General features: G+C 52.7%; 14 protein-coding genes. 9 read left to right on the top strand and 5 right to left on the bottom strand.

The genetic code is table 11. The features are described 5' to 3' along the window. The 3 genes from FY251_RS11720 to FY251_RS11710 are packed head-to-tail and all read left to right on the top strand — an operon-like array spanning window position 1 to window position 4,291. Window positions 1–1,068 (top strand): hypothetical protein, encoded by a 1,068-nt coding sequence (locus FY251_RS11720; RefSeq protein ID WP_148415032.1) that lies wholly within the window; start codon window positions 1–3, stop codon window positions 1,066–1,068. 6 nt (window positions 1,069–1,074) lie between these two features. Beyond that, on the top strand, window positions 1,075–2,199 hold the full coding sequence (locus tag FY251_RS11715) for a hypothetical protein (protein WP_148415031.1): 1,125 nt from the start codon (window positions 1,075–1,077) through the stop codon (window positions 2,197–2,199). After that, window positions 2,192–4,291, top strand: a complete 2,100-nt coding sequence (locus FY251_RS11710) for a VirB4 family type IV secretion system protein (protein WP_148415030.1) — start codon at window positions 2,192–2,194, stop codon at window positions 4,289–4,291. Before FY251_RS11715 ends, FY251_RS11710 begins: the two co-directional genes overlap by 8 nt. Before the next feature lie 381 nt (window positions 4,292–4,672). Here FY251_RS11710 and FY251_RS11705 read toward each other — a convergent pair whose 3' ends face one another. Then, window positions 4,673–6,118 carry a PGF-pre-PGF domain-containing protein gene (locus FY251_RS11705; RefSeq protein ID WP_148415029.1) on the bottom strand — a complete coding sequence of 482 codons (1,446 nt, stop codon included), beginning with the start codon at window positions 6,116–6,118 and terminating at the stop codon, window positions 4,673–4,675. 306 nt (window positions 6,119–6,424) lie between these two features. On the opposite strand from FY251_RS11705, the gene FY251_RS11700 reads away from it, so the two are divergent. The 5 genes from FY251_RS11700 (at window position 6,425) to FY251_RS11680 (ending at window position 15,512) form a co-directional block, all read left to right on the top strand. Then, a complete protein-coding gene (locus tag FY251_RS11700) occupies window positions 6,425–8,461 on the top strand; it encodes a glycosyltransferase (RefSeq protein ID WP_187367397.1) in 2,037 nt (678 codons plus the stop codon). Between the two features lie 45 nt (window positions 8,462–8,506). Further along, on the top strand, window positions 8,507–9,751 hold the full coding sequence (locus FY251_RS11695; protein WP_187367396.1) for an oligosaccharide flippase family protein: 1,245 nt from the start codon (window positions 8,507–8,509) through the stop codon (window positions 9,749–9,751). Between the two features lie 105 nt (window positions 9,752–9,856). Next, window positions 9,857–10,822, top strand: a complete 966-nt coding sequence (locus tag FY251_RS11690; RefSeq protein ID WP_148415026.1) for an LTA synthase family protein — start codon at window positions 9,857–9,859, stop codon at window positions 10,820–10,822. Window positions 10,823–10,864: 42 nt separating this feature from the next. After that, window positions 10,865–13,618, top strand: a complete 2,754-nt coding sequence (locus FY251_RS11685; protein ID WP_148415025.1) for a hypothetical protein — start codon at window positions 10,865–10,867, stop codon at window positions 13,616–13,618. A gap of 85 nt (window positions 13,619–13,703) precedes the next feature. Then, complete coding sequence (locus FY251_RS11680; RefSeq protein ID WP_148415024.1) at window positions 13,704–15,512, top strand: hypothetical protein; 1,809 nt, start codon at window positions 13,704–13,706, stop codon at window positions 15,510–15,512. A gap of 174 nt (window positions 15,513–15,686) precedes the next feature. Here FY251_RS11680 and FY251_RS23410 read toward each other — a convergent pair whose 3' ends face one another. From FY251_RS23410 to FY251_RS23115, 4 genes are all read right to left on the bottom strand, one after another. Further along, entirely contained in the window at window positions 15,687–16,136 is a 450-nt protein-coding gene (locus FY251_RS23410) for a hypothetical protein (RefSeq protein ID WP_148415023.1), read from the bottom strand. Continuing rightward, entirely contained in the window at window positions 16,137–16,664 is a 528-nt protein-coding gene (locus FY251_RS11670; RefSeq protein WP_148415022.1) for a winged helix-turn-helix domain-containing protein, read from the bottom strand. An 801-nt stretch (window positions 16,665–17,465) separates the two neighbouring features. Further along, a complete protein-coding gene (locus FY251_RS11660) occupies window positions 17,466–18,731 on the bottom strand; it encodes a Fic family protein (protein ID WP_222847834.1) in 1,266 nt (421 codons plus the stop codon). Between the two features lie 360 nt (window positions 18,732–19,091). Continuing rightward, a complete protein-coding gene (locus FY251_RS23115; RefSeq protein WP_007276028.1) occupies window positions 19,092–19,226 on the bottom strand; it encodes a hypothetical protein in 135 nt (44 codons plus the stop codon). A 53-nt stretch (window positions 19,227–19,279) separates the two neighbouring features. On the opposite strand from FY251_RS23115, the gene FY251_RS11650 reads away from it, so the two are divergent. Further along, window positions 19,280–20,611, top strand: coding sequence for an RNA-guided endonuclease TnpB family protein (locus tag FY251_RS11650; RefSeq protein ID WP_148415020.1), 1,332 nt, complete (start codon window positions 19,280–19,282; stop codon window positions 20,609–20,611). Window positions 20,612–21,655: the final 1,044 nt, after the last annotated feature.

The following is a 21,655-nucleotide window of genomic DNA, read 5'->3' as shown; positions in this document are numbered from 1 at the left end:
ATGGTTGATCTAATAGATGTCGTTTTAGAGGGTTTCAAGGACGTTCTTGGCTGGCTCACCGACTCATTCTCCGAAGGTATTCAAACTGGTTACGATACACTCTCTACGGAGTTGTTTGGTACGCCAACTCCTGAGACGAGTGAGACTTTTGTCTTTGGTACTCCCTCCAACAGCCCTTGGGTTCAGATTAGGGAAGCCCTCGTCGGTGGCGACATCATGCTCATCGCACTGTTGCTGCTCGTGGTAAGTGTGCAGGCTCGACATGTGATTCGTATTTTCAACATGGGTAGTACGTACGAGGCCCGCAAAACGATGAAAAACGCATGGGCTGGTGCAGTTTTCATTATTTCGTGGTACTGGGTTGGTGTCGTCTCTCTGTACCTCGTGAATGGATTCACGATTGCTTTGATCCCGTCACTTGAAACATTGGCAGAAGTCTTAGTTGGGTTCTTAGGGGTGACCCTCACCAACCCCATCTTAGGCCTCCTCCTCGCCGCACTCGGGGGGATCTCGATGTGGGCGATTCAAGCCCTCTTTTTCATCCGCGAGATCTTGCTGTACGTCTACGTCTATGGGATGCCCATCGCCATCGCGCTCGGATATGGAAACATCCCCATTCTCTCCGACATCGCGACTGGCTTCGCAAAACGATTCGTTCCGTTAGTCGTCCTCCCACTCCCCACAGCGGTCGTGTTCAAAGGCTATGACCTCCTATTCGCCAGTGGGACATTCAACCCCGCGACCGCCTTTCTCCAGTATCTCGTTGCCGTCTCACTCCCTGTCATCGCACTCTATCTGACGTGGAAGACCTTCGCTTACGCCACCCCACTCACTGCGAAGGCCATTGGAACCGCAAGCAAAGGCGCAGTCATCGCCGGAAGCGTCGCCACAGGCGCGGCCATCGGCGGGTCTGGTGTCGCAACGACCGCCGCCCGCTGGGGGCCAAAAGCCGCTGCTGGGCAGGTACTCGCACAGAAAGCTGCCAGCCGAGCTGAAAGTACTACCACCACACCCACCACTGCTGCGTATCGCCGTACCGAAAACGACCCACACAACACCAATCGCTAATTCATCATGTCGACAGATTCAGACGCTGCAGAACGCCGCCTCATGGACGAATTCGGAGAAGAAAGCCGCATCCCAGGGCTCAATATCGAAGAAGGGGACGTTGGCGTCCTCATTGTGTTCCCACTGCTCGGATTGTTCATTGCCGGCCTCACTGGAATCGACTCACTCGCAGTCCCACTCATCGCAGGGGGTGTTGGGATGGGTGCCGCCGTCGTCTATGTCGCACCGGACCACCTCACTGCGTGGGCATGGGCCACAGACGTGTCTCGATTCGCACTGCGACCGCGGCAGACGTTTAGCGCGCCTATCGAAACAGACACAGACATCACCGCAGAGGCCGTCCGAAATGCGGGTGGCCTTGCGAACTACACACCGTTCAAACCGGATGAACGAACACAGGAACTCACCAACATCGAGCGGGCGTGGCCGGGCGTGGGTGCAATCCAGCGTACTGACGGTGTGATGGAGGCATTCATCGAAGTGAACCCAGGGAATATGGACTTCGCCATGTCTGATGACTGGGCGAGCCTCCAAGCAGCAGGCGCTGCGTTCGCAAACACGGAACTCGATTCGAAGCTAACGTTTCACGCGACGACGCGGTCGTTTCCAGTCGAACAACTCACAGAAAACATCGAACAGCGGCTTTCGGATGAAGACGTCACCCAAAACCCTGTCTTCCGTGAACTCCTCGAAGAGTACCGCGAGAGACGCCCACGGGCGATGCGAACCCGCGGGACACAACAGATTCGCTTTTTCATCGGCGTCGAGGTCTCGCCACTGGAAGTCTATGACCGCTTCCACGATGAGCGAACACCCGCAGAGAAGTTGACTGAACTTCCTGGGATTGGCTTCCTATTCACGCCATTCGTCACGCGCCGAGAAGACCTCTCGAAGCCCGAAGAGCGTGCCCGAATGTTCGAGCGATTAGCGACCCGAATCACGAACATCGACTCGGGGTTCATCCAACAGGCGTCGGGGTGGTCGGCTCGGCGAGTGAGTACAGCCGAGTTGTTCATACTGACGATGGAGTTTTGGAACGGCCACGAACACGACTACGACAACCCACAACGAGTGATCCGCGACCACCCGATTATCGGACGGTCTCGTCGAGAGGATGCGTTCGATGCGTAATCTCACCTTCCAAACGGCGAGCGAACTCGCACACCAGCTTTTCGAGTGGCTCCAACAACCAACGTCACCCGAGGGTGCTGCTGTGTACGCTGTTGGAGCGCTTGGTATTGCGCTCGGAGCCATCGGTGTGTGGAGAACCCGTTCTTCCGACGACGTACCCGAAGTCGAGTTCTCGGACGTCCTCGACGAAGACACAATCCAAACAGGACACACTGAGGGGCAACTCCTCGATGACGTCGCAGAGTCACACAAAACCACGATTGCACCCACAGCCATCGAATGGGAGACCCGAACTGCCCGTGTGGGCGAACAGTGGACCTCGACACTCATGATTACTGACTACCCTGATTACCCGAATGATGGCTACCTCAGTGATCTGTTCCAGCTAACAGACGTTGAGTTCGACCTCACAGCCCATATACGGCCAAAAAACCAGCTGCGTGCTCGAAGCGAACTCCAAGAGATCGCCGATGACCTCCAGGTTGACGCCGACCTCGAACAGAGCGTTCGAAGTGGGTATCTCCAACAGCGAGCACACCAAGCTGCGGCGACGTACAATGCGGTCGAAAGTGGGACTCGTGTCTTCGACCAGTCGGTGTTCGTCACTGTGCGTGCCGACACACGCGAGAAACTCAACGACGCCGTCCAACGCGTCAAAAGCGCGCTTCGAGATGAGCCGGCCAGTCTCACACCGAAAACTGCGATTTGCAAACAAGACCTCGCACTCCAATCTGCAGCACCGATTGGAAAGAACATCGTTGGTCGCAGCTCAATCGCGCTTGGTGGGGCCGTTGGCGCGCTCCTTGCATCACCGCACAACGCGACCATCCTCGAAGAGGGCGGCGTCGAATTCGGGATTCACAAAGATACCCACAGCCCAGTGGTGATCGACCCATTCGCTCGCGATAACGGCTATGCGATGTTCACCGTCGGCGATACCGGCTCTGGGAAGTCGTTTAGCTCGAAACAGAACTTCATCCGGTCGATCGAACAAAGCACAGACCGGATTGGCATCATCCTCGAACCACTCAACAATTGGGCTGGCGTCGCCGAAGCCTTGGACGCCAAGCGCATCACCGTTGGCGGGACACTCGGGTTGAATCCCTTAGAGATTCGCCAGACGCCTGAGCACGTCCAGCGGGCGATGGGTGAGGATGCGAGTCCGTTCAACGAGAAACTCGATGACGCAATGAGCTTTCTTACGAACTACTTCGCACTGCGTGGAATCTCGCTTGGTGACCGCCGAACCACACTCGAACTCGGACTTCAACAGGCGTACGAACGCCAGGGGATCACCGACGAGATCGACACGCACGGCAATCAGAGTCCGACCATCCGCGATATGATGGACATCTTCGAGGAGATGGTTGCATCACCCAGCGAGTTTGTCGTTCGGGCAGACGCCGAGGCGCACAAACTCCGCGCGGACGCGACGTGGCTTCTCGGACAACTTGGTCTGTTCGAAGACGGTGGCCGATATGCAAACTTGGGTCGACAATCTGAGTTCAACATCCGCGACGAGAAGGTCGTCTACCTTGATTTAGCCCAACAAGAAGGCAGCGTCAGCAGTAGTACGGCACTGACGATGCAGCTTCTCATCTCCTTGGTGTACGAACGTGCCAAAGAGACAGACAAGGAAGTCGTGTTCGTCATCGACGAAGCACGGTACATCATGCAAGACGCCGCAAGTCTGGCGTTCTTAGAGACGGTATTCCGTCATCACCGCCATCATGATCTCTCGATTCGACTTGTCACACAGACCGTCGACGAGTTCTTCCAACATACTGAGTCCGAAGCGATCCTCGACCAGTGTGCAGTCAAGCAGTTCCACCATCTCGATGGCATGGACGAAACGTGGGCCAAAGAGTTCGGGCTAAACTACGCGCAGATGCGATTCGTCCAAGATGCGATTCCGGGGAATGAGGATGCAGGGTACTCCGAAGCGCTCATTGGCGTCGACGGTGAGTGGCGTGGAATTCGCGTCGAGGCGATGCCCAAAGAAAAGCGAGTCATCGACTTCGACCCAACGGAGTCGTCTGCCGGATCGCTACCCGGAGGTGAGAACACTCGTCGAGCGTACAGGCGTTCGTGAGGATCCCAACGCCAAATTTAGCAAAAATCGAAGTTATTTCCCTGAGTGAACAACCGGTTGCGTGAAGACGGACGATGAGTGTCCCAGAATGCGGCGCGTTCTGGTGTCTTGGAAACCAACATCCGCTGAGTCCGCAGAATCTCTAATGCTGCGAGATGCGAATGAGACGCGAAGCATCTCAGTCACGTTCGAAAGACGTGCTGCGTCTTTCGAGCCTACAAACTCGCTCTGCGTGTGTGGGACATCGCCGTCCACACACGTGCCTCATATTCTTGGCTCTGTTGAAATAGTTTATATCTGACATTGAAGAGGGTTACCACAGATTTTCGCGGATGCTGTTGCAAACTCGCATCTCAATAAAAACGAGAGGTCGTTTGTGCGTTAGTCTTGACGGCGAAGACCAACGAGCGCAACTGCGAAGAGAGCAATAACTGCGAGGACTACAGAGAATCCTGGGCCATCGGTTGACGTCGTTTCAGTCTCTAGATTCTCATCCGTTGTCGTTACCTCCTCTTGAGGTGTCGCAGTAGACGTCGCGGTAGGTGCCGCAGTAGACGTCTCGGTAGTAGTCTCAGGTGTGTTCGATTCGGTCGTCGTTGTACTCTTGTTCGAGATCGCGAACACAGAGAGACCAGGAGACTCAGCTGTGAAGCGGTAGGAGTCACCAACTTGCTCAGTAAAGCTAGTATCGAGTGCATTCCACTCACCGTCATGGTACCGGTAGAGTGCAATATCTTCTGGTGAGCGGTCGCCAAGTTGTTGTTCACTCACACGGAAGTTGAAGTCGACCGTCGCAAGGTTGTCATCAGGTGCGCTGTGGTCGACGTTAATGTATCCAAGCACGTCGTCATCTGTTGGCGAAGTGGATACCTCTTCATCACCGATCTCTGGTTCGTCAGGTGATGAATAGGTCACATCCATGTCGAAGTCAGAGTCTTCCTCGAAGTTGACGTTAATATTCTCGACAGCACCACCAGAAGTTTTGACCTGCTCCTCAACCGTCTCCTTGTTAACAGTCAACTTGACGGATTCACCGGCCGATCCAGACTTGATATTCACTGAGATACTCCGTCCGTCAGGAGAATCTTCGACGGAAACTTCTGCGCTTCCAGTCGATTCAACTGTCGCCCGCTCAGACGTTGCTATGTTGGAGGCTGTGCTGCTTTGGGAAGCACCACCACCACCGCCGCCGCCGCTGCGGTCGTCATCATCGTCGTTGTCGCTGTTGTTATTGTTAGTCGACTGCTCTTTGACGTCAAACGTATACGTTGTTTGACTGTCATCGAACGGGAGGAACTCACCATCGGTGGCTTCCGTGTCGAAGCGTACGGTCCACTGACCGTTATCAAAGTTGCTGGTGTCAATGACAAGTTCGTAGGTGAGTTCACTATCAGCGCTACCGTAGCCGTAGCCGTAGCCGTATCCGAAGTCCTTGCTGTATCCGGAGCCGTAGCCAACAGTGTTTGAACCGTACCCGTAGCCTGCGTTGTTTGAGACAAGCGTCACGGAGTTCAACCAAGACGGTTGCTTAGATTCAACGCCGCCGCTCGCATCAATGCGGACGGATTGTTGTTTGCCATCGGGGCCCTCAAGCTCAATCAGGTGATTTTTGATTGGCGTACTGTCGCCCGATTCAAGGTCGATATCGACAGTAAGAGTCACTTGATTACCGCTCTGGACCGAGGACTTGTCCCCGTCGAGAGTCCCTGTAATAGCTGATGCTGGTGATGCGACACTCAACACAGAGACCACGACAACCGCTGCGAGCAGGACACTCAGCAGCCGTGTGTGGTTCTGAAGTTGAGACAACTTGTCGGTGAGAGACATGTCTGCGTGCTAGGTCCAACCATTCACATATAGTAGCTTCGGATTACCAGATCTGAATTCAGATATTCGGAGAACTATCAGTCGGCCCTATCAAATTCACCATTCGTTAACCGCCCTAGTTTGATGGTTAAACGCCTGTTATAGGACGTTATAGATAGAGCGGTGACATTCTCGGGAGAGACTAAGGGACGTTTCTGAGAATCATTATTCTGAATGATAGCCAGTTTTATAAGCAGTATTGTCAAAAGGATTTGTAACACAACCGGGTCCGCGACGGACGGATCCTTCACTCACAGAATCAAAGACATGCTCCAACTCATACAGACTCTCGCAGTAGGCTGCTTCTTCATCGTTTTACTTCCCGTGAAGTTGCTTGCACGCGTTCTCCCAACTCGTGTTCTCAGTCGTTGGACGACAGGTCAGGTTAGTCAGCAAAGCCAGCCTCGTGCGACCGAAAACTCATCCAGCACGACGCGGAGTATCGTTCTTCCGATTTACAATGAAGATCCGTCTACTTGGGAATCTCTTGCCTACTCGCTTCGTGTCTCGGGGTGGGACGAAGTCATACTCACAATTGACCAACCGAATTCGGAAACACAGGCTGCCATTGATCGCATCTCCGACCCAAATATTAAATTCTCAATCTCGCAATCACGCCGCGGAAAGGGGGGAGCACTCCACGAAGGTCTCACAAGCACAACAGGAGATATTATCGGATTCATTGATGCAGACGGGGCAATTAGTACCGAGAGCATTGACAAGCTCTACGCAACTGTTGAATCGACCGATGCACATGTTGCGATCGGCTCTCGCGATATTGGGTCAAATAGCAGAGCTTCTCAGTCAGCCTTACGGCAACTGCTTGGACAGATCTATAGTAGGCTTGCACAAGCGGCAACGAAGGTCCAGGTGACCGATTTTCAATGTGGCGCGAAGGCGTTTGATGCACAAGTCTGGGAACAGACTCACCCCACGCTCCGTGAACGCCGGTTTGGGTTCGATACTGAATTCCTTGCACATGCGAATGCAAACGGATACACAATTGAGGAAGTCGGAATTGAGTGGAATGATCCTGGAGATAGCGAAGTAACGCTGTACACCGATATCCCGGATATGCTTCGGGCATTACTCCGTGTCCGGCGTTCACTACGGACAGTTTCTGAACAAGGAACTACGAACAAGCAATCGCTCGCACTTGTCTCTGCACACCCCCCAACGCGAGGTGGGCTTGCAGAGTACGGAGAGAAACTGGCACATGCATATCATCGTCGCGATGATGTCGTCCCAACAGTCGTCTCTCGAACAACTGAGAACACTAATAGAGAGTACCCATATCAAGTTGTGCCTCGCTGGCGGCGGGACTCATTGGCAGCTGCAGTATCACTTATTCGCGAAATTGCAGATCCGACGTACGATGCAGTACAGTTCAACATCCATATGACATACTTTGGTTCACAGAACCTCCACCGGTTTGTTGGCCTTCTCATCCCACCGTTTCTCAGCACGGTTCTCGAAACCAAAGTCGTCGTCACAATGCACGATTTCTTCGAAGTGGTAGAAGACGAGGAACTCCCAGACGATGTGGGACGGCTACACGTGTGGGGAGCGAAAATCGCAACTCGACTGTTGCTCCTTAGCGATGTTGTGACTGTCACATCGGAGAAGTATCTGGAACTCGTCGAGGTTGAATACGGGATCACGGACGCCGAGTACATTCCTCATGGCACCTTCCAGCAACCAATGAAAGCAGATGGAGGACAAAGCCATGAGACAGATAACCAGTCGGAGAAGACAGACTCGCCGTTCACGGTCTTATTGTTTGGCCATCTCGGCCCCACGAAAGACGTTGAAACTGCTGTCAACGCGTTTGAGCGTTTCCACCGCCGAGTTCCGGATTCCGAATTAGTAATTGCTGGTGGGTCCCACCCCGAGTATCCGGAATACCAAAAGGATCTCAAGCAACGATACGGGGATCTCGACGGTATTCGATTTACCGGATATGTTCCAGATAACGATCTTCGACGTGTCTGGAAGAATGCAACCATCACAACGATGCCGTATCATACGATGACTGGCGTCTCCGGGGTGTTCCAACTCGCTAAGTCCTACGGAGTCCCTGTTGTTGCAGCCGACGTTGAGGGGATGCGAACATCGACTGTCGATACTGGTGGAGACGCAGTATTTGTCACACCAAGTGATGCACACGAATTATGCCATGCGTTTGAGAAATTGCACGGGGACATCGAGTATCGACAAGAACTCGCATCGAAAAACCGGAAAGCGGGCGAAGAATGTACAATTGAGGATACCGCAGCAATGATGTCTGCAGTTCTCGCGGATTAGCCTTACATCGCTATGGATTTTCTCCGTTCAACCTTTCTGACTCGGTTGGGGTCGCAAGTCGACTCGTTACTGAGAGATGCGGGTATCGTCACCATTGGAGTCATCCTCAGTGGAGGAATCAACTACGGGTTTCAACTGTTCATGGGTCGAGCACTTGGTCCTGAAGAATATGGCGTATTCGGCGCTCTGTTTGCACTCACGTATCTTCTGCAAGTATTCAGCCGCGGGATTCGGTTTGCCTCAAGTCGCCATGGGGCAAAACTCAACCAAGCTCAGCAGAGTGTCTTAGCCTTCCATTCGTCGTTCGCAATACGTGCTGTCGGGATTGGTATCGTTCTTGCTAGTATTGTAGTTCTCGCGACTGAAGAACTATCAGCGTTGCTTGGTATCGGGCAGTTCAGCACAATAATAATTGTAGCCCTCTCGATTCCGTTTTCTTTGCTTCTTCCGGTCAATATTGGGTTAATGGAGGGAACGAGTCAATTCAAAGATCTTGCTGGGTTTCAGGTGATTCCTGCGGTTCTCAAGCTTGGGGTCGGTGCTGGGTTAGTACTACTGGGCTACGGGATTGCAGGTGCATTTCTTGGTATCTTCGCTGGCGTTGCCGTCGCTGCAGTCTGGTCTACGAAGCGTATTCGTGACCGAAACGCCGCGTTGGGGGATCTGTCAGAACTCTCTACCCACCATGCATACCGGTATCTAGTCCCAGCAACGCTTGCAGGGCTCTGTTTCAACATTCCAGGTAATGTTGACGTGATACTCGTCCAAGGGCTTACGAGTGATACCGCTGCGGGCTACTATACAGCAGCGTCTGTTCTCGGTAAGTCACTTATCTTCCTTGTGATCGGCTTGACTGCTGCGTTATTCCCTGCGATTGCTCGGATAGATTCTGATGAGACTGCAGACCAAAAACAGATGCAGTCGCTATTCAAACGGGGGATGGGGTATTCGGTACTACTCCTCGGAAGTGTAACCGCAGTATACGCCCTGATACCAAAGTACATCCTTGTGATTTTGTATGGGGGTGCATACGCCAATGCTGCACCCTTTGTTCGATGGTACGCCGTTGCAATATTCGTATTCTGTCTGGCATTGGTCATTCTGAATTTCGAGCTGGCACGGTCCAACTATCGATTCGTAGTCTTGTTCTCAATCGTCTCAATTAGTGAGGTCATTGCAATGATAGTGCTCGGAGGAGACCCAATTGCGCTCATCCAAACGTTACTGGCCGCAAACACGGGGTTAGTCTGTGTTGGGGGTGTCAAGGTGGGCTACGAGTTATGGGGCTAAGTAGTCCACACGAACCGATACAGGTTCCCATTGACTTTGCCTCCAATACAACAATTGAGAATCCCCTCGATTGTTTTATAACTGCGCAGCAGGGACCGGATTAGTATGGGTGCAATTCGTAACGTGGTCGAGGGGGTGAAACTCTGGGCACGGAGTTCTGTGAAAGCAATTAGGAAAGAAGGCTTATCCGGATTCTCGGAGTCAACTCGACTGCTTTACACACATATTCTGCGATTTTACGGACTCATTCACAACTACGGTGAGCCGATCTACGATGCTGAGTGGGACGTATTAATCGTGCTTGATGCGTGCCGAGCCGACCTCATGGAAGAGGTTGCATCCGAGTACGATTTTATCAATTTCGATGTCACCAACTCTCTCGGGAGTTGCTCTCCAGAGTGGATGGAGAAGAATTTCACATCGTCCTACATCGATGAAATGCAACAGACGGCATATATTACTGGGAACCCATATTCTGAGACCTGTCTTGAGTCAAGTGAGTTCGAACTGTTTGACGAAGTCTGGAGATATGCGTGGGACGAAGAACTTGAGACGATTCCACCAGGGCCACTTACTGATCGAGCAATTACAGTCGCCCGGGAAGGCCAGCCAGATCGACTAATTGTCCACTATATGCAGCCACATCACCCCTTTGTTCCATCACCTCTGGGTGAAGGCATACGACCTGACACGGGAGAGCGAATCGAATTTAGTGATCTCGAAGACGTGTGGACACGGCTTCAACGTGGAGACCTCAGTCGTGAAGAAGTCTGGGAGGGGTACCGAGACAATCTCGAATATGTCCTTGAGAGTGTCGAAACACTCATCAACAATATCGATGGGAAAGTGGTCATCACAGCTGATCACGGCAACGCACTCGGAGAATTCCACATGTACGGTCATCCGATCTATGCACCTGTGTGGCCACTCAAGCGAGTTCCGTGGTGTGAGTATGAAGCAACCGACTCAGGGACGTACACTCGGGACCAGACTGCATCGGAACGCCACGACACGACAGATGACGAAACCCTCTCAACAGAAGACAAACTCGCCGCACTTGGATATATATAGCACGTTCAACGGGCTGAAACAACAATATTTCAATCACATCACATGCAAAGAATCCTAACTCGTCTCTCTCAGCACAAGATCACCGATGACCAGCGTAACAGAGTTCTTGCAGGAATCGCATTTCTTGTTGCCTACAGTATTCTCCTCCAGGGGATTATTCTCGGCCGATACTATGCGATTGGTGACCTACCACCACACGCAAAAGGGATTGCACTAGCGAAGTTCTTCGGGACGTGGCATGAGACGATGTTGGGATTCGCACACCAGTACCCGATTCACAAGATGTACTTTGGTGTGTTTACTCAACTCCTTGGGCCACTCGGGCAGAACCTGCTGTTTCTGTCACTCCCAGTTGGTGCGTTCATTGCTTTCATCTTCCTTGGACGCCGGTTTGTTCCAGAAGGAACAGCACTCTTTGTTGCGGCAGGAGTGTACGCTCTCAACCCGCTAACGCTAGCGGAGATGGTAAACGGAGGGTCTGGAGAATTCCTTGCGTACGTTGGCGGACCAATTGTCATTGAGTACCTATACCGGATTACAGAGCGAGATTCGCTCAGGCCTGTGCTCAAAGCAGGAGCAGCATTCGGGTTATTTGGTGTGATTCCATGGACCCTCTTTTGGATCCTTGCTCCGTTCGCGCTAAATCGCCTGTATTCAGTTCGTAAGGACCCAAAGTCGGTTTCCCGATTGGTAGCATCTGGGGGTCTTGGAATCCTGCTTTCGATTCCGGGCGTATTCTATCTCTTCGTTCGTGGGGCAAGTATCTCAACAGCCAATGGGTTTGCGAGCCATCTGGATTGGAACTACGCCGATGCTACTGTCCTATCGATACTCCGCCTTGCCGGCAATCACGGCTCATACGCGTTGACCACGTACGGATACAATACTGATTCATGGGCGGCTGTTGGTCTCATTATCCCCTGTATTGCGCTCTTCGCAGTTACGAAGACAGAACTTCGGTTTCTCTACCCAACCGTTGGTGTGTTTGTCTCGTTCGCGGTACTTACGAATGCAACAGTCACCTACCCGCTCTTCGAGCTGTTTCCACCACTATGGACGTTCCGTAACATGACCAAGATTCTCTTCCCGGTTTCACTCTGTGTCTTGTTGCTGTTTGCTGCTGGCTTCCACTATCTTCTAGCACTCACACGACGCGTGCCGTCTTTGGGACTGTTCGATTTTCAGGTGACCGAACCAATGCAGACAGTCTTCAATCGGCTTCCACAAGTGCTACTCGTCGTCCTCATCGTCAGTAGCTCGTTTGCGTATGTCGCTCCCATGGCAGGCGCAGCAGGACTGAATGGGACCTATGATGATAGCTATGCGATTCCTGAAGAATATGATACGGTCGCAAACTCACTTGATGGAAAGGTCCTTTGGGCACCATACAGCTATACGACACAGCTTCGGCTGCGAGCCACATACCCAAATCATGTCGGAATAAAAAGTGGTGGTCTTAATACTGGAAAAGCGAACGGAGAGTACGTTCGCCAATTTTTCAGATCGATCGGAGCTGGTGACCGCCTCTACCCGCACCTTTCGGCGCTTGGAGTCCAGTATATTGTTGTTGACGAACTCCCCCAACAACGCTATCCAGCAACAGAAGGGCGTATTCGAATGGAAGAACGCCACGGTGCACCCTGGTTGTTCGGAAATCCGACCGAATTTGCCAGTCGATTCGACGACTCAGCAGCCTACACGCGAGTGATGGAGACTGAGAATCTAACGGTGTATCGTGTGAACGGTATTGAGCGAAAGTCCGGAAGCGTCATCAAACAGGGAGTACACAGGTTATACACACCACAAACGCCGAGTACGCACGCCGGTGACGCCTCGAATCTAATTTCGAACCCTAATTTCGAACAAGGGCTCTCCAGTTGGTGGACGAACCCACGGTCGACAGGTACCCAAGCAACAGTGGTTTCTAACAACGACACGCGAACACTCAAACTTGAGACGTCGACCGGAAACGTCATCCCTGTTGCTCAAGGATTCGAGACAGATCCGAAGCAAGCATACCAGGTAGCTGTAAATTCAACTGGTAATGTGTCGGTTGTTCTCTACTGGTATGACGGAGAAAAACGGGCAGATAACTCAAATCTCATCGATCGAAGGGAATACCCCATCTCAGAACACCCCGTACAAGTGATTGCAAAGAGCGATTATCTATCGTTGCGCCTTCGACCGAAGAACGAGACAGTCTACCTTCACTCGGTCTCCGTCAAGCCAACGACTGTGCCGGCTGCAGTTGGCTTCGAGCAGAATACCGAGGACATTCCAGGCGTCCTTATTGACGGAGAACGAACAGATACAAACGTCGGAAAAACGGTGGCTGTGAACCTCCCAGCAGATGAACGTGCCTCGCTAAATCCCGACATTGTTGTGACTGATGCAGAGTCCGTCCTGCCTGGAACTGTAGTGCTGAACGATACATATCGACAAGGGGCTGGGGTACTCCTCCCTAACGAGACGATTGAGACACAAATCCCGGAGAATGCGACAGTCACCACGTATGAAACAGAAAACGGGACTGTCGTTGATTATTGGGTCGTTGGAGAGTGGGATCACACGGAAACCGCAGTCAAATATACTTCCTACCACGATGCTTGGACAGCAGGAGCCAATGCAACGCATCTCCGTGCGTTTGGTTGGGCGAACGCATTCACGAATACAACGACAGCAGAGATCACTTGGTCCGGGAACGGAGTTAGATTACCCGTGATCGGGATCTGGGGCTTCAGTTGGCTTGCTATACTGGCTGGGCTGACCTATCTCCGGCGAGAGCAAAACCAATGAATACACATCGGAGAGGAGTAGCCCGAACTACTCACAGGAGAGATTGCCCGAACTGCTCGCAGGAGAAATATCTCGAATAGCAAATATGAACCAAACGCAGAGCCTCTATATTCGTGGTGTACTTGTCTTCTCGGGAATTGCACTTCTTGTATTTGCACCGCTGTTTGGTTCGGGGTATATCCTGTCGCTTGACCTTGTTTGGGCACCCGGAATGTCGCACGTCCAGCACCTCATTGAGATCAAAGGGCCACTATACTATGGCCGGTTCCCCTTTGTCTTCCTCCTCGATACACTCGGGGTAGTTGTTCCGTTAGACGTCCTTGAGAAACTCGTCTTGATGAGTGTGATTGTGATTAGTGGTCTTGCAGGCATCCACAGTACTCCTGCACAGACACACACTAGCAAGTTTGCTACGGGGCTAATCTATGCTGTCAATCCATTCGTATACACTCGGTTTCTTGCCGGTCACTGGTATCTACTACTGAGTTACGCCGTATTACCGCTCGCCATCCGTGCGTACTATCAGTATCTATCTGGAGAGGTTGAGCAACCCTATCGTGCCTTACTGTGGGGAACGCTAGTCTCAGTATTCGACCCCCATGGAACTGTTCTACTTGCGTTCATTGGAGGGATATTCACTGTTGTACACGGCTTCCACTCGGAACTTGAACAAAACCTCTCAACCGTGAAACGGGTCGGGTTCTACTGTGTAGGATTTGTGCTTCTGAACAGCTACTGGATCCTCCCAGTCGTTACAAATTTGACCGGCGGCAACGGGACGCTGTCGGCGTACAGTATTGCCGACCTCACCGCGTTTTCAGCATATCCAACGATCGATGAGAACATCCTACTGTCCGTAATGATGCTCTATGGGTTTTGGAGACCAGGCTATCTCACCACAACGAGTGTTCTCCCCACACCACTCGTGTTTGGCTTGTTTACACTGCTGCTAGCATTGTTATTGTATGGGGTATTTATCTCAGACGACAAGTCATGGCGAGACGGGCTGTTTGTAAGTGCTATCTGCTGTTTCATCCTAGCAATGGGCGCTACTGGGCCAGTGACTGGGCCAGTTGTTACCAAACTGTTTGAGACTGTGCCCGGCCTTCTCGCGATGCGTGATACCCAAAAATTCAGTATTGGGCTTTGTCTCGCATACGCGTGGTTTAGTGGGGTTGCTCTCGATGAGCTTATTCGGGATCCCCCGATCAACGTCCCATCATTCTCAAGAGACTCATCACTCCGAGTTGGACTTAGTCTGGTGATCTTAGTTGCGACGCTTTCATACTCTCTTCCAATGCTCAATGGTTTCCACGGCCAGTTATCACCAACTGAGTACCCTGATAGTTGGAACGTACTCAATGAACGGCTCACCGACGACCCGACACCGTCTCGTGTTCTCGTGTTTCCATGGCATCAATACATGATGTTTTCATTTACAGACAGGACAATTGCAAACCCCACCGACATATATTTCGATAAACCAGTTTTGCGGGGCCGAAACATCGAAATCGGGACTATCGAAAGTAACGCTCCAGAACCCGCCCATCAAGAAGTTCGCAGCCTCTTGGCAATGGACTGGCGTGATCGATCAGGGTTCGGAGAAGCAACCGCTCCACTTGGAGTGAGATACATTGTGCTATTCAAATCTGCAGACTACGAGAGCTATAGCTACCTCAACGATCAAACGGATCTCAGAATCCAGCGTGAGACAACGGAATATGTTCTCTACGAAAATACGGCCTTTGATGGTCAACAACAGGACGCATGGCCAGCAAAAAGTTCGCCGATCCCAATGACAGCTGTTCTCGTTGGTTTCGGACTGTCGCTGCTGACATTACTGTCAATAAGTATCCCAGTAGGTCGACGAATACTAAACGGAAACTCTCGTTAACTTCCTGGGCTGGCGGTCGTCTGTCGCGCGATTGATGTAGTCTTCGGCACGCGTGACATCCTCCTCGTCGGAAACCTCGCCGTTCACGGCGAGGAGGATGTCATTGGTTCTCGTTCTCGTAGGCAACACAAGACCGAAGCGTGGCCATGTCGTGGATGGTCGCGATACCTGCGTTCATTGAGTCGACCACAGAGTTTCAAGTCGCTGATCAACTGCTGTGAGAACAGTCGAGTACACTTCGAGAGGATGGAGTGAAGACAGAGAAAGGCCAGTGACCTCCGCTGCATCTGGGGGCTGGTGAAAATGTACCCGTGCGTTGTGGGTGTTTGGGTGTTGATCCCAGCGGCACTCCCATTGGAATCCGTCGTCATGCGCTTCGACATAGTGAATCGAGAAATCACCAGTCGTGAACCATCGGATATCAAGTCGTGCAGTCTCTATCGATTCGGGGTATCGGCCAGCATCAAGCAATACGTGGAGGAGTCGTGGTTCGTAGGAGTCTGGGTCGAACTCTGTCTCGACCACGAACGAATCCGACGCGAGGTGTCGCTCAAGCAATCGCAGAGTCTGACGGTCGGGAGGCCCAGTTGAATTCGGTTCTGGGTCTTCAGGAGGTGTACCCATTTAGGCCGGGATGAGGTGCCCGTCGTTCTGGGAGAGCTGGCGTGCAAGCTCGTAGAGCCGAATATCCCGGATCACTCCCTGCCATTCATTGACCGCAGTCATGCGGTCGTGAATCGTTTCATGGGCTCTGTGGTCGAACACCGAGACCTCGTTGGGATCTGTGGTCTCGAATTGTGTCTCGTACTCCCGTCGTCGTTCTTCGAGCGCCTTCACGCGCTCAAGTATCTCTTCGACAGAGAGGTCATTTGCAATTCGACTGGCGTCTTGCCACTCCAGATACCCCTCATTCCGCTCATACTGAGCCGGTCGACTGTCTCTGTCTGCTCGGACAATGCCCATCTCAGCGAGTCGGTCAAGATGTTTTTTCGCAGCGTTAGGTGAGCAGTCCGCTAACTCTGCGATATCAGTGTACGCGGTAGGCGACGTAACACCCAGAACAACATCATAGACACGGCCAAACGTGTCTGTTCCCTCTTGCCATCTTCTCCGAGCGGAATCAGAGTCAGGTGAAGGATCGAATTCAGTCATACGTTGGTGTAAGCGCTTTCTCTCAATATATCTTTGTGTTTTGCAGATATTTGGCTCTGTTGAAATCCTTCAGCGTTGACATTGAGAAGAGCGACTCTACCCACCGGCTTTCGTCGATCCGGTTAGAAACGAGCCTCTCAGCAAATCGCAAGACGTGAAGAGGATTTCAACAGAGCCGGGAGCTACAAATCGCTGAAGGAAATGATACTTGGTTGTACAAAACATCGTACACTGCAGGATATGGTCTCCGAGAAGACGAAACTAATCGCCCTTACACTTATAACTGGATACCTGTTCAGAGCAGCAGACCCCCAAGAGCCGTTTTCACCCATCTGGTGGGGGCTTCTCTTCGGCTGTTTGCTCAGTGGTGTGTTTCTCATCCGAGTTCTCCGGCAATACCAGTCTACATGAATGATAGCTCTGCACGCCTACCTAACAGCTGTTTCAGAGAGGCAGGTGTCGAATCAATAGGATTTCAACAAGGCCAGATATTTGAATTGTCATTGAAACGACTGGGAAGTGTCTGTGACATCCTCCCCGCAGTAAACGGCGAGGCTTCCCACACATGGGGAATACCAGTCAGTCGTCGCCAGAGTCACGGACAACTGCTCCCACACGGGAGTGACAAAATTTCTCGCTGAAACTAGAATTACGGGGGAACTCCCGGACCCAATGCTAATTGTCTCCGGTTATGTTGAATTTCCGAGTTACCTCGTCTCCTGCTCGCACGTCTCGAAGTGGCGATTCGTCTGCGGAGACACTAGCGTCTAGACAGTCCAAAATACGTCGGAGTGAGGTGGCTCAGCGGTCAGGGAGTTTCCAAGCGTGCTCAATATCGACGAGGTCAGCTGCATCGGGCAGGTCTCTTGCTGGCCGTTCGACGATATTCATTATCTCATCAGCTCTGAAGACACGGTTTTTTTCGTTGCCAGTAATTTCAGACACAACACCGTCCGATTCTAATCGCTTCACTGCATTGTTCGCGGTCTGATAGACGACTCCAATTCGATCACTCGCTTCTGTAACCGTGAAATATGGGTCTTCGAATATCTCCAGTGCAAGGTTTCGGACAGACTTCGCTGCATCCGCGTATCGATTTTCGTATGTCTGTCGTGTGCTAATCAGGAGTTTTGCACGAACAAATGCTTCTGCGGCTTGCTCACGGATTCCTCGAAGAAAGAACTGAAGCCATGCGTCCCACTCACCGTCTTCACTCACAGCCAAGAGACGGTCTGCATACTCTGTACGATGCTGTTCAATATACGAACTTAAATACAGAAGTGGGTAGTGCAGTAGTCCATCAGCGATAAGCATTAGTACAGCCAGTAATCGACCGACTCGCCCGTTACCGTCGTTAAACGGGTGAATCGTCTCGAATTGATAATGAGCAACGGCGATCTCGATCAGTGTCGGCCACGTGCGGTCAGTCTGGATAAACTGTTCAAGGTCGGCCATCAATCGCGAGACCATGTCTGGTTTTGGTGGAATGAACCGAACACGATTTCCAAACCCATGAGGGTTCGATTCTTCGATGACCGCAAACCCAGGGCGAAATTCACCTGGGAGTGGATCTGTTCCATCACTTCGCCCGCGTTCCAATAATTGCTCATGAAGTGACTTTACGAGCGCTGTCGTGAGACTCGTGCGTTCGAATCCAGCGGTTCTGAGGTACGAGACTGCACTGTCCAATGCTCGGATATAATTTCGTGCCTCACGGACGTCTGCTTCGTGGGAGCGACTCTGACCACTCTGTATCGTGAGTTGGTTAATATCGTACCGATAGATATCTGAGACAGTCACGTTTGCTCCTTCAACACGAGATGACTGCTCAGCTTCTTTATATACAAACGAGCTGAATACTGCTCCAGGATTGTCGATCTCGCTTCCAAGTCCTTCTAACCGACCGAGGGCCCACATCGCATTTCCATGTTCTCGAATAACGTCCTCGGAGAGTTCAAACCGTGGGGGGAGCTTGTCTGGGAAATATGCCTTTGGGAGAGCCTGGTCTGTCCGGAGAGGCATATATTGTCCTGGTGCGTTTGCAGGCAGGTCGTACCCATCTTTCATTGTAGAAGACACACAGCCATCAGATAAAAATTTCCCGCTATAATTACAATGTGACCGATATAGAATCTCCCCAATTTTAATTTTCGACGTTTATATTGAATTGCGAAGCCACCACGTCTCCTGCTCGCACGTTGCGAAGCGGCCAGTCGGCTTGGGCAGCACTCGCGTTCGGATTTCGAACAGAACACCACGGAGATGCTGACACTCGACACCACGTTTCCGGTGGACACGAACACGTCCCCGCTTCAACGTCAACGTCGTACGTCTTCCCGTTCGACGAGTCTACCTGAATCAAGGAGAGAGTCCCGCCGTTCACGGCGGGCGTGAATCCGACAACAAGGACACAACCGCCGACAATGCTCAGTCCGGGGTATCCAAGTTCTCCGCCGCGTGGAGCAACATCCCCTTCCACGTCAGCCCGTTGTGCCGCTTAATCGCCCGTAACCGCTCGTACTGTTCGTCATCCTCTATCTCGATTTGGACCGTCGTTGCCATGTCACCATTGATTAACCATTGGTTTATCAATGTGGCGCACGAACCAGTAGTTGATGAAGCGGACCAACACCTTCGAGGTGGTTCCTCTGTCCGACGCGGACGAGGTGTTGCTTCGACGCCTATTGGACGCTTCTGCCGCTCTCTGGAACGAGATCAACTACGAGCGCCGCGAACACTACGCCGACTCCGACGCGGACGTATGGGACATCAGCGAGTATCGCGGGCGCTACGGCGGCACGCTCGGGGCTTCGACCGTTCAGCAAATCGAACGGAAGAACCGCGAAGCGTGGCGGTCGTTCTTCGCGCTCCAAAAGAAGGGCGAAGCAAACGGCAAGCCCGGATACTGGGGCAACGCCGAGGACGGCCGCGAACTCCGAACGTACATTCGGAACACGTCGTACTCTGTCGAGTGGGGCGAATACTCCCGGCTCGAAATCCTCGTCGGCCAAGACCTGAAAGAGGAGTACGGTCTTGGATACCGCGAGAGGCTTTGGCTCGAAGTCCGGGGCGAACCAAACTGGAAAGAGTACGACAAGCAAGGCCGGTTGGAGTTGTTCTGGGACGAGACTGCACAGACGTTCAGGGCCTTTCAGCCAGTCACCGTAGACAATTCTCGGCTGGCACACCCACTGGCGGACGAAACCGCCGCTCTGGATATTGGTGCGAACAACCTCGTCGCCTGCACGACCACGACCGGCACGCAACTGCTGTACGAGGGGTGCGACCTGTTCGAGCGGTTCCGCGAGACGACGCGAGAAATCGCTCGTCTCCAATCGCTCTTGGACGACGGCAGGTACAGCAGTCACCGGATACGCTCGTTGTACCGCCGTCGGACGCGCCGACGCGACCACGCCCAAGACGCACTCGCACGTGACCTCATAGAACGGTTGCACGACGAAGGCGTCTCCACGGTGTACGTCGGGGCACTCACAGACGTACTCGACACGCATTGGTCGGTCGAAGCGAACGCGAAGACGCACAACTTTTGGGCGTTCCGGCAGTTCATCGACCGACTCGCCTGTACCGCCGAGGAGTATGGTATCTTGGTGGAGGTTCGTTCGGAAGCATGGACCTCTCAAGAGTGTCCGAACTGCGGTTCAACAGATCGGACAACACGCCACCGCGACACACTGACGTGCCCGTGCGGTTTCGAGGGCCACGCAGACCTCACAGCGTCCGAAACGTTCCTGAGACGTCATCAGAACTCAGAACGTTCTGATTGGCGAACGAGACACGCTGTGTCTCGTCAACGGCAGACCGACGTAGCACGGCCGATGGCACGGCCCGTGCGCCTCAAGTGGAACGACCACGACTGGTCAGAGTCACCACGCTCTTGTTCCAACGAGGAGCGCACGAACCCGCAAGTTGCCTCCGTGGGTCGGTAAGCGATCCCCCCAGCGAGAGGAAACCCCGGCGTTCGCGCCGGGGAGGATGTCATGCGCTGTCCTCAAACCATCGGACGTCAAGGCGAACGTCACGAATCGACTCTGTGTTCTGTGTCAGTCAAAAGTCAAGTCCGACCCCAATTATCAAACAATAATGTAATTCCATCTAGTTTTATTTCTGAAACCACAGATGTAGAAGGAATTATGTCCACAGTGTGAGAGTGAAACTCGTTATTTCGTCTACAACCGACCGAGCCTTCATCCGCCTCTCGCCAACTGCGGATACGTTCACCCCTTCGACTGTCACCGCACAGTTCACTCGATTGTACTACCTCTTAGCGTCGACACAAACTCCATCCACTCTCGAATGGCTACTCGTCACTGATGGATCGAACGCAGACACGATCGAGTACGTTCTGAGCGTCGACACTGCACTCGCATCGACGATCGAAGCGTGGTGTCGAGAACTCGTTCCGAACTCGTTCGATATTTCGACTCCAACGACAGACCCACTCAATCGGCTCTCACCTGCTGACGCTGACGTCGACCCAGACGATGGGGCTCTCGAATCGTATTCACCACCACAATACCGAGCAGTCGAGTTCGTGGGCGTCACTGACCGACGCGAAGACTGGCAAACCACGCTCACTCGATACGACGAGTTCACCGACAAACATAGCCGCCTTCCACTCGCAACGGTGGTGAGTACGCTTGCGGACGCGTCCGTGCCGATGGCCGTCCAGATACTCATCACACCGTATCCAGACTGGCGACACCACGCCATTGACAGAAAACAACGGCTCAAACACGGCCGGGATACGGTCTTCCAGCGATTCGTCGAGGACTGGCTTGTGTCGACAGACCCCGAGAACAACATCTCAGACCCAGGGGTTCGCTCGCGCGTGGATGCACTCGACGAAAAAGACGCACAACACAGTTTTGCAGTCACCGCCCGGGCAGTCGCAACAACGACCGACCAACGTGCACAATTACCCGACTGTTCCCCAGTCACCACGGCATTTTCGCACCTCAATGGCGACCACT

The sequence above is a fragment of the Haloferax sp. KTX1 genome (assembly GCF_902410085.1).
Taxonomy (GTDB): domain Archaea; phylum Halobacteriota; class Halobacteria; order Halobacteriales; family Haloferacaceae; genus Haloferax; species Haloferax massiliensis.
This window is presented reverse-complemented; position numbering and strand designations above follow the sequence as displayed.

Excerpts from the sequence above, each read along its gene's own strand:
- FY251_RS23115 (WP_007276028.1), bottom strand. The coding sequence starts at position 19,226 with ATGGCAACGACGGTCCAAATCGAGATAGAGGATGACGAACAGTACGAG.
- FY251_RS11685 (WP_148415025.1), top strand. The coding sequence starts at position 10,865 with ATGCAAAGAATCCTAACTCGTCTCTCTCAGCACAAGATCACCGATGAC.
- FY251_RS11690 (WP_148415026.1), top strand. The coding sequence starts at position 9,857 with ATGGGTGCAATTCGTAACGTGGTCGAGGGGGTGAAACTCTGGGCACGG.
- FY251_RS11700 (WP_187367397.1), top strand. The coding sequence starts at position 6,425 with ATGCTCCAACTCATACAGACTCTCGCAGTAGGCTGCTTCTTCATCGTT.
- FY251_RS11680 (WP_148415024.1), top strand. The coding sequence starts at position 13,704 with ATGAACCAAACGCAGAGCCTCTATATTCGTGGTGTACTTGTCTTCTCG.
- FY251_RS11670 (WP_148415022.1), bottom strand. The coding sequence starts at position 16,664 with ATGACTGAATTCGATCCTTCACCTGACTCTGATTCCGCTCGGAGAAGA.
- FY251_RS11660 (WP_222847834.1), bottom strand. The coding sequence starts at position 18,731 with ATGAAAGATGGGTACGACCTGCCTGCAAACGCACCAGGACAATATATG.
- FY251_RS11650 (WP_148415020.1), top strand. The coding sequence starts at position 19,280 with ATGAAGCGGACCAACACCTTCGAGGTGGTTCCTCTGTCCGACGCGGAC.
- FY251_RS11705 (WP_148415029.1), bottom strand. The coding sequence starts at position 6,118 with ATGTCTCTCACCGACAAGTTGTCTCAACTTCAGAACCACACACGGCTG.
- FY251_RS11715 (WP_148415031.1), top strand. The coding sequence starts at position 1,075 with ATGTCGACAGATTCAGACGCTGCAGAACGCCGCCTCATGGACGAATTC.
- FY251_RS11710 (WP_148415030.1), top strand. The coding sequence starts at position 2,192 with ATGCGTAATCTCACCTTCCAAACGGCGAGCGAACTCGCACACCAGCTT.
- FY251_RS11720 (WP_148415032.1), top strand. The coding sequence starts at position 1 with ATGGTTGATCTAATAGATGTCGTTTTAGAGGGTTTCAAGGACGTTCTT.
- FY251_RS23410 (WP_148415023.1), bottom strand. The coding sequence starts at position 16,136 with ATGGGTACACCTCCTGAAGACCCAGAACCGAATTCAACTGGGCCTCCC.